The sequence below is a fragment of the Kitasatospora sp. NPDC043949 genome (genome assembly GCF_056435365.1).
On record NZ_JBWKEQ010000005.1, the window covers coordinates 1 to 8,569 of the forward strand.

Consider the following 8,569-nt stretch of genomic DNA (forward strand, 5'->3'; position numbering starts at 1 on the left):
CCCCCCCCCCCCCCCCCCCCCCCCCCCCCCCCCCCCCCCCCCCCCCCCCCCCCCCCCCCCCCCCCCCCCCCCCCCCCCCCCCCCCCCCCCCCGCCCCGTACCGGGTCGATGTGGAGACGGGATTGCGCCGTGTTGCGCGCCGATGTCCGATCCCGCGCCGATCTTGTGGGGACGCGAGCCGCCTGCGTACGTTCGACGGGCACCACCCGCCCGGCCCTCCCGGGGCCGCCTCACACCACCCGGAGCCACCCACCATGCCGCCGACCCCACGACCGCTGCGGAAACTCGGCTTCCTGACCATCGGACTGTTCGACGAGGCCGACCCGCGCCGGGGCCACGAGTCCACCCTCGACCTCATCACCCTCGGCGAGCAGCTCGGCTTCGACAGCGCCTGGCTGCGCCACCGCCACCTCCAGTACGGGATCTCCTCCCCCGTCGCCGTGCTCGCCGCCGCCTCCCAGCGCACCAGCCGCATCCACCTCGGCACCGCCGTCACCCCGCTCGGCTGGGAGAACCCGCTGCGCCTCGCCGAGGACCTCGCCACCGTCGACATCCTCTCCGGTGGCCGCCTCAACCCCGGCTTCAGCGTCGGCCCGCCCACCCACTACGACCGGGTCCGCGGCACGCTCTACCCCGACACCGGCGAGCACGAGGACTTCGGGACCGGCCGCGCCGAGCGCCTCCTCGGCCTCGTCCGCGGCGAACCCGCCTCCGACTTCGCCGGCACCGAGGGCATCGAGGTGTACTCCCGCCGGGTCCAGCCGCACTCCCCCGGCCTCGCCTCCCGGCTCTGGTACGGCGCCGGCAGCCTGCGCTCCGCCCGCTGGGCCGGCGAGCACGGGCTCAACCTGCTCACCAGCAGCATCGTCAAGGCCGGGGAGCCCGGGGAGTCCGAGGACTTCGCCGAGATCCAGCGCACCCAGATCCGCGCCTTCCGCGCCCAGCACCCCGACGGCGAGCGCGCCCGCGTCTCCCAGGGCCTCGTCGTCATCCCCACCGACGGCGCCACCCCCGAACAGCGCGCCAAGTACCAGGCGTACGCCCTCGCCCGCACCCCGCGCACCCTCGCCCCGCAGGGCCCGGCCCGGATGGTGTTCGCGCCCGACCTGGTCGGCCCGTCCGAGGAGATCGCCGAGCGGCTGCACGCCCACGCCGGCTACCAGGAGGTCGACGAGGTCGCCTTCGCCCTGCCCTTCACCTTCGACCACCAGGACTACGTGCAGATCCTCACCGACCTCGCCACCCGCCTCGGCCCCGCCCTCGGCTGGCAGCCCTCGACCGGGCGCGGCTGACCCGGCGGCCTCGCGCGCAGCGGGGCACGGAGACTCAGGGCACGGCGACTCAGGGCCGGGCGGGGCCGCGGGTGGGCAGCGTCTGGCTGTAGACGACGCTCGTGGTCGTGCTGCCGAAGCCGGCCAGCTCGTCCACGAGCGTCTCCAGATGCTCCATGGAGGTCGCGGCGACCTTGAGGGTGTAGCAGTCGTCGCCGGTGGTGCGCAGGCACTCCAGGAGCTCCCGCCGCTCGGCGAGCAGCCGGCGCAGCGGCTCGTGCCGGTTGCCCGGGTACTTCAGCCGGACGACGGCGAGCACGGGATAGCCGACCTTGGCCAGGTCGACCGCGGCGTGGTAGCCGGTGATGACGCCCAGCGCCTCCAGGTTCCGCACCCGTTCCGTGGTGGCGGACGAGCTGAGGTTCACCCGCCGCCCCAGCTCGCTGAGGGAGATCCGGGCCTCCCGTTGCAGCTGTCCGATGATCTGCCAGTCGACGTCGTCGAGATTCACGGCCATTCCGCGATTCTACCGGCAGAACCACGGCACAGGGCAGTGATCACCGGGATGGTTCGGTTCCGCCGGCCATGATCACCGGGATAGCCTCGGTCCATGCAACTTGGCGTCAACGTACCGAACTTCGGGCCCGGGACGGACCCCGGCGTGCTGCGTGAATGGGCGCGGACCGCGGAGGGGCTCGGCTTCGACCTCCTCATGCTGTCGGACCACGTGACCATCACCCCGGACGTGTCCGTGCGGTACCCGGAGCCGTTCTACGAGCCGTTCACCACGCTGTCCTGGCTGGCCGGCCTCACCACGGACCTGCGGCTGGGCACGAGCGTGCTGATCCTGCCCTACCGGCACCCGCTGCTGACGGCCCGGCTGGCCGCCAACCTCAGCCGGCTCAGCGGCGGCCGGTTCGTCCTCGGGGTGGGCGTCGGCTGGGCGCGGCAGGAGTTCGACGCGCTCGGCGTGCCGTTCGCCGCGCGCGGCCGGCTGACCGACGAGTACCTGGGCGTGCTGCGGGACGCCTGGCGTCCGGAGACTCCGGGGACGGGGACGGGGACGGGGACCGGGAGCCACGCCGCCCCGACGCCCGTCTGGGTCGGCGGCCACAGCGGGGCGGCGATCCGACGCGCGGTCAGGTTCGGCGACGCCTGGCACCCGCTGCGGCTGCCCCTGCCCCTGATGCGCTCGATCCTGGCGGAGCACTCGCTACCGGGGTTCTCCCCCCGCATCGCCCTGCGGATCACCGAGGCGCCGGTCGACGATCCCGAGCGGCCCGCCGGGGTCGGCACCGTCGAGCAGGTCCTCGACGACCTCGACCAGCTGCGGCTGCTCGGCGCGGACACCGTCGTCCTCGACCCCTACCACGGCGATCCGGAGGAGACCCGTCGGCCCCGCGCGGCCTGGCGGGCGCTCACCACCGTGGCCACCCAATGGAAGGCCCGCCCGTGATCACCCTGGCCGACGAAACCCTCCTGCGGCGCGCCGTCGCCCTCGCGGCCCGGGCGGTCGCCCTGGGCGACGCACCGTACGGCTCCCTGCTGGCCGGCCCGGACGGCGCGATCCTCGCCGAGGCGCACAACACGGTGCGGCGCGACGACGACATCACGGCCCACCCGGAGCTGAAGCTCGCCCGCTGGGCGGCCCGCGAACTCGACCCGGACCTGGCCGCGCGCACCACCCTCTACACCAGCTGCCAGCCCTGCGGCATGTGCGCCGGCGGCATCGTCCGCTCCGGCCTCGGCCGGGTGGTCTTCGCGCTCTCCACCGAGCAACTCGTCGAGCTCAACCCGCAGGCGGGCGCCTGGCCGACGGTGGCCCAGGACGGCCCGGCCCTGTTCGACGAGGCGCGCGCACCCCTCGACGCCTACTACCGGCCAGGCCGCTGACGTCGACGCGCCGGGCGGGCACTGGTCAGATGACTAAGCGCTTGCTTAGACTCGGGCGTCCAGTGCAGGCCCGCGCGCCCCCAGGAGACGTCATGACCGCGACCAACCGTCAGATCCGCCTCGCCCGCCGTCCGGTCGGGGAGGTGCGGGCGGAGGACTGGGCACACGGGTCGGAGCCGGTGCCGGCGGCCGGGCCCGGGCAGTTCGTGGGGCGGACGCGGTACGTGTCGCTGGACCCGGCGATGCGCGGGTGGCTCGACGACCGGCCGTCCTACCTGCCGCCGGTCGGGCTGGGCGAGGTGATGCGGGCCGGGTCCGTGGTCGAGGTCGTCGAGTCCGACCACCCGAAGTTCCGCGTCGGCGACCACGTGGTCGGCAGCTTCGGCGTCCAGGAGTACGTGGTCTCGGACGGCAAGGGCGCGCTGAAGGTCGACCCCGCGCTCGCGCCGCTGTCGACGTACCTCGGCGCGCTCGGCATGCCCGGGATGACCGCCTACTTCGGGCTGCTGGACGTCGGGGCGCTCAAGGAGGGCGAGACCGTGGTGGTCTCCGGCGCCGCCGGGGCCGTCGGCAGCCTGGTCGGGCAGATCGCCAGGATCAAGGGCTGCCGGGTGGTCGGCATCGCGGGCGGCCCCGAGAAGTGCGCGCTGCTCACCGGGGAACTGGGCTTCGACGCGGCGATCGACTACCACTCCGAGGACGTCCGCAAGGCGCTGCGCGACCACGCGCCCGACGGCATCGACGTGTACTTCGACAACGTCGGCGGGGACGTCCTGGACGCCGCGCTCACCCGGCTCGCGATGCACGCCCGGGTGGTGCTCTGCGGAGCGATCAGCCAGTACAACAACGAGACCGCCGTGCAGGGCCCGTCCAACTACCTGTCACTGCTGGTGCGGCGGGCCCGGATGGAGGGCTTCGTGGTGTTCGACTACGCGCCCCGCTACCCGGAGGCGGCCCGGGAGCTCGCGGGCTGGATCGGGGACGGCCGGATCAAGGTCAAGGAGCACGTGGTGGAGGGGACGGTGGACGACTTCCCGGCGGTCCTCGGAATGCTCTTCCGCGGGGAGAACACCGGCAAGCTGGTGCTGCGGCTGAGCTGAACTCCGGCCTGAGCCGGGCCCGGTGCGGCGGCGACGGGCGTCCGCCGCCGCCGCACCGGGGGCGTTCAGAGCAGACGCTTGATCTCGCCGCGCGCCCGGTAGAAGCCGCCCGAGGCGGACTCCCGCACCTCGGCGACCAGGTACCGCGCCCCGGCGACCCGGATGTCCTTCGGGAACTGCACCCGTCGGCCCGGGTCGAAGCCCGCCGACACCACCCGCACCCGCAGCCGGGCCCCGTCCTGCACGCACTCGACCTCGATCCCGCCGCCGGGCAGGCCGCCGGTGCCGACGACCACCGTCTCCAGGGCCGTGCCCGGCCGCACCGCCTCCCAGCCCGCGTCGAGCACCTCGGCGGTGGCCGGCAGCGTCCCGGCCTCGGCCGCCCGGACGGCCTGCTCGCTCGCGTCCAGGCAGGCGAGCGAGCCGTCGGTGGTCACCAGGTAGAGCCGGCCGTCCCGGTACTGCATGCTGTACGCGGAGCCGCAGCCGGTGGCGAGCTTCCACAGCCGGGTGCCGTCGGCGGCGAAGCAGTACACCGAGGAGTGGTTGTCCCCGGCGAAGACGTACTCGCCGTCCGGGGAGGCCGCGCAGGAGAACACGGCGGCGTCGCAACGGTAGGCGGCGACCTCGGAGCCGTCCGACTTGCGCAGCCGGTGCACCCAGCCGCGCCCGGTGCCGGCGAACACCTCGTCGGCCTCCTGCCAGCCGAACAGCACCTCGCCCTTCGTCGCGGTGTGCCACACCTGGTCGCCGCCGCGCGCCGCGTAGCGGGCGACGCCGCGCGAGTGGCCGTGGTAGACGCCGTCCGCGTCGCAGCGCACCATCCAGCCGGAGCGGCCCTCGGCCTTGCGGCGCCACTGGAACTCGTCCTCGTGGTCGACGGTGGTCAGCCCGCCGCGTTCGTCGGCGACGCCCAGGACGCCGTCGTGGATGTCGAGCCAGAAGATGTCCACGTCCTCGGCTATCTCGTACGCCACCCGGGGGACCTTGCCGCCCAGGTCGTACACCTTGCCGTCGTCGCAGCCCGCGTAGATCCACCAGTCGTCGGCGACGATGCACTTGACGCCGTCCGGCAGGCCGAACCGGGCGGTGACCTCGCCGTCGTGGGTGAGGGTGTAGACGTCGCCGCGCTCGTTGCCGACCCAGGCGTGCTCCTCGCCGACGAAGACGCCGAAGGCCGGCGAGCCGGAGCGGAACCGCCACAGCAGCGGCGCCTGGTTCGCCGTCGAACGGGTGCTGACGAGCTGCCGCCTGGTCACCGCCCGGTGCTGGCGCACGCCCTGGACGGCCGGCGCGTAGCCCTTGCGGACCTTCTCGCCGATCTTCTTGGCCGCCGACGCGGCGGCCTTCTCGGCGCTCGGGAAGCTGGTGGACTTGGCCTGCCCCTCCTCGCCGATCCGCCCGTAGCGGACCGTCACCGTACTGCCGGCGAGCCGCACCTCGTAGAACTTGTGCGCGCTCCCCTCCTCCTCGGACAGTTCGAGGTAGGTGACCTGCTCTTCCACGGCGACGGACACGACGAAGTCCCCTTTCGGGTTCTCGGGCAACGGAGACGGGAGGCGGGGCGGGGCCTGTTCTCGGCCCCGCTCGCCGACAACCCCCAACCTAGGGCGCGGCACTGACAACGCGTCCCGCCGGGCCGCCCGGAACCCCGCCTCCCACTTGTCGCCTCACGAACCATTCTTCCGCCGTACATCTGGCCGTCGCCCGCCGCGCACGGTAGGGATCGGGTGGCGTTGCTAGAACCGCAGCGCCCGAACTTTCTTGTCCGTGCTCAGACCGCCGGGCCCACCAGCCCGAGCGGCCGTCAGGAGGAAGCTCATGCGGAGTACCCAGCGAGTCCGGCGCAGAGCGATGGCGGGGGCGTCCGCCGCAGCCGTGGTGGGGGCGCTGCTGGCGCTGCCCGGCGGCGTCGCCCAGGCGGCGTCACCCGACGTGGTGATCAGCCAGGTGTACGGCGGGGGTGGCAACTCCGGCGCCCCGTACGCCAACGACTTCATCGAGCTGTACAACCGCGGCACCGCGCCGGTGTCCGTCACGGGCTGGACGGTGCAGTACGCCTCGGCGGGCGGCACGTCCTGGGGGCGGACCACGCTGTCCGGCACGATCGCGCCGGGGCGTTTCCTCCTGGTGCAGGAGGCCGCCGGGGCCGGGACGGGAGCCGCGCTGCCGACGCCGGACGCCACCGGGACCCTCAACCTGGCCGCGACCTCCGGCAAGGTCGCGCTGGTCACCAACGGCACGGCGCTGACCTGCGGTTCGGGCTGCGCGACACAGCCCGGGGTGAAGGACCTGGTCGGCTACGGGTCGGGCGCCAGCTCCGCCGAGGGCTCGCCGACCGGCAACCTGTCCAACGCCACCGCCGCCCTGCGCGTCGGCGGCGGCGCCACCGACACCGACAACAACGCGGCGGACTTCACCATCGGCGCCCCGACGCCGCGCAACTCCGCGTCCACCGGCGGCGGCACCACCACCGGCGCCCGAATACACGACATCCAGGGCGCGGCCCGCACCTCCCCGCTCGCCGGCAGCGCCGTGAGCGCGGTGCCCGGCGTGGTCACCGCCGTCGGGCCCAACGGCTTCTGGTACCAGGACCCGCAGCCCGACAACGACCCCGGCACCAGCGAGGGCGTCTACGTCTACACCGCCGGCGCGCCCACCGTCGCGGTCGGCGACTCCGTCACCGTGAGCGCCACCGTCAGCCAGTACCGCCCCGGCGGCAGCGGCGGCACCACCAACCTGTCGATCACCGAACTCACCGCGCCCAGCGTCACGGTGCTCGCCCACAACGCGCCGCTGCCCGCGCCCACCCTGGTCGGCCCCGGCGGGCGGGTGCCCCCGGCAGCGGTGATCTCCAGCGTCACCGGCGGGGACGTCGAGACCGCCGGGAACTACCAACCCGCCACCGACGGCATCGACTTCTGGGCCTCGCTGGAGGGCATGCGGGTCGAGATCGACAACGCGGCCGTGGTCGGTCCCAGCAACAAGTACGGCGAACTCCCCGTCGTGCCCCAGGGCAGCACCACCCGCACCAACCGGGGCGGCATCCTGCTCCAGGCGGGCGACGGCAACCCGGAGCGGGTGACCCTGGCGAACGCGCTCGCGCCCACCCCCGCCGCCAACGTCGGCGACACCCTGACCGGCGCGACCGTCGGCGTGCTCGACTACTCCTTCGGCAACTTCAAGCTCCAGGTCACCGCGACCCCGGCGGTCACCTCCGGCAACCTCGCCCCCGAGGTCACCGCCGCCCCGACGGCCGGCCAGCTCGCCGCCGCCACCTTCAACGTGGAGAACCTCTCCCCCGCCGACCCGCAGAGCAAGTTCGACGGCCTCGCGGCGGGCATCGTCACCAACCTACGCTCGCCCGACCTCGTCGCCCTGGAGGAGATCCAGGACAACAGCGGCCCCACCGACGACGGCACCACCGCCCCCGACCAGACCCTCGCCAAGCTCACCGCCGCCATCTCGGCGGCCGGCGGCCCGGCCTACTCCTACCGCCAGATCGACCCGGTGGACGGCCAGGACGGCGGCCAGCCCGGCGGCAACATCCGCCAGGTGTTCCTGTTCCGCACCGACCGCGGCCTGAGCTTCACCGACCGCCCCGGCGCCGGCTCCACCACCGCCGACTCGGTGGTCAACAACGGCGGCACGCCCCAACTCGCCTACTCCCCCGGCCGGATCGACCCGACCAACACGGCGTTCAACTCCAGCCGCAAGCCGCTCGCCGGCGAGTTCCGCTGGAACGGCAAGCCGGTCTTCGTGATCGCCAACCACTTCAACTCCAAGGGCGGCGACCAGCCCCTGTTCGGCCGCTACCAGCCGCCCGCGCACCCGTCCGAGACCCAGCGCCACAACCAGGCGACGGCGGTGAAGAACTTCACCGACCAGATCCTGGCGGTGGACCCGAACGCGGCGGTCATCGTGCTCGGCGACCTCAACGACTTCGAGTTCTCGCAGACCGCCGACATCCTCACCGCCGGCGGCTCGCTGACCGACCTGCCGCGCACCCTGCCGCTGCCCGAGCGCTACACCTACGTGTACGAGGGCAACTCCCAGGTGCTGGACCACATCCTCATCTCCGGCGCGCTGGCGGCGAAGCCGTACAGCTACGACATCGTGCACATCAACAGCGAGTTCAGCACCCAGCTGAGCGACCACGACCCGCAGGTCGTGCGGATCCCGCTGCCCTGACGCACGACACCGGCGCGGGGGGGGGGGGGGGGGGGGGGGGGGGGGGGGGGGGGGGGGGGGGGGGGGGGGGGGGGGGGTGGGGGGGGGGGGAAAGAGGGGGGGGGGGGGGGTGGG

The 8,569-nt window shown here is 74.0% G+C and carries 7 protein-coding genes; 5 read left to right on the forward strand and 2 right to left on the reverse strand.

Annotated features, from left to right (window positions below):
- The first annotated feature begins 254 nt into the window (after positions 1–254).
- A complete protein-coding gene (locus AC07AL_RS06395; protein ID WP_363587174.1) occupies positions 255–1,292 on the forward strand; it encodes an LLM class flavin-dependent oxidoreductase in 1,038 nt (345 codons plus the stop codon).
- A 49-nt stretch (positions 1,293–1,341) separates the two neighbouring features.
- Here AC07AL_RS06395 and AC07AL_RS06400 read toward each other — a convergent pair whose 3' ends face one another.
- On the reverse strand, positions 1,342–1,788 hold the full coding sequence (locus tag AC07AL_RS06400; protein ID WP_363587173.1) for an Lrp/AsnC family transcriptional regulator: 447 nt from the start codon (positions 1,786–1,788) through the stop codon (positions 1,342–1,344).
- A 93-nt stretch (positions 1,789–1,881) separates the two neighbouring features.
- On the opposite strand from AC07AL_RS06400, the gene AC07AL_RS06405 reads away from it, so the two are divergent.
- The 3 genes from AC07AL_RS06405 (at position 1,882) to AC07AL_RS06415 (ending at position 4,264) form a co-directional block, all read left to right on the forward strand.
- The gene (locus AC07AL_RS06405; RefSeq protein ID WP_363587172.1) at positions 1,882–2,727 is read left to right on the forward strand and encodes a TIGR03619 family F420-dependent LLM class oxidoreductase; all 846 of its coding nucleotides are present in this window, start codon (positions 1,882–1,884) and stop codon (positions 2,725–2,727) included.
- Entirely contained in the window at positions 2,724–3,164 is a 441-nt protein-coding gene (locus AC07AL_RS06410) for a nucleoside deaminase (RefSeq protein WP_363587171.1), read from the forward strand. The genes AC07AL_RS06405 and AC07AL_RS06410 overlap by 4 nt, the downstream gene beginning before the upstream one ends.
- Positions 3,165–3,256: 92 nt before the next feature.
- Positions 3,257–4,264, forward strand: coding sequence for an NADP-dependent oxidoreductase (locus AC07AL_RS06415; RefSeq protein WP_363587170.1), 1,008 nt, complete (start codon positions 3,257–3,259; stop codon positions 4,262–4,264).
- A gap of 65 nt (positions 4,265–4,329) precedes the next feature.
- On the opposite strand, the gene AC07AL_RS06420 is transcribed toward AC07AL_RS06415, so the two are convergent.
- Positions 4,330–5,781, reverse strand: coding sequence for a WGR domain-containing protein (locus AC07AL_RS06420; protein ID WP_363587169.1), 1,452 nt, complete (start codon positions 5,779–5,781; stop codon positions 4,330–4,332).
- 304 nt (positions 5,782–6,085) lie between these two features.
- Between AC07AL_RS06420 and AC07AL_RS06425 the strand changes: the two genes are divergently transcribed.
- Positions 6,086–8,455 carry a lamin tail domain-containing protein gene (locus AC07AL_RS06425; RefSeq protein ID WP_363587168.1) on the forward strand — a complete coding sequence of 790 codons (2,370 nt, stop codon included), beginning with the start codon at positions 6,086–6,088 and terminating at the stop codon, positions 8,453–8,455.
- Positions 8,456–8,569 lie beyond the last annotated feature (114 nt).

Coding starts and splice junctions, on each gene's coding strand:
- AC07AL_RS06415 (WP_363587170.1), top strand. CDS start 3,257: ATGACCGCGACCAACCGTCAGATCCGCCTCGCCCGCCGTCCGGTCGGG.
- AC07AL_RS06400 (WP_363587173.1), bottom strand. CDS start 1,788: ATGGCCGTGAATCTCGACGACGTCGACTGGCAGATCATCGGACAGCTG.
- AC07AL_RS06425 (WP_363587168.1), top strand. CDS start 6,086: ATGCGGAGTACCCAGCGAGTCCGGCGCAGAGCGATGGCGGGGGCGTCC.
- AC07AL_RS06405 (WP_363587172.1), top strand. CDS start 1,882: ATGCAACTTGGCGTCAACGTACCGAACTTCGGGCCCGGGACGGACCCC.
- AC07AL_RS06395 (WP_363587174.1), top strand. CDS start 255: ATGCCGCCGACCCCACGACCGCTGCGGAAACTCGGCTTCCTGACCATC.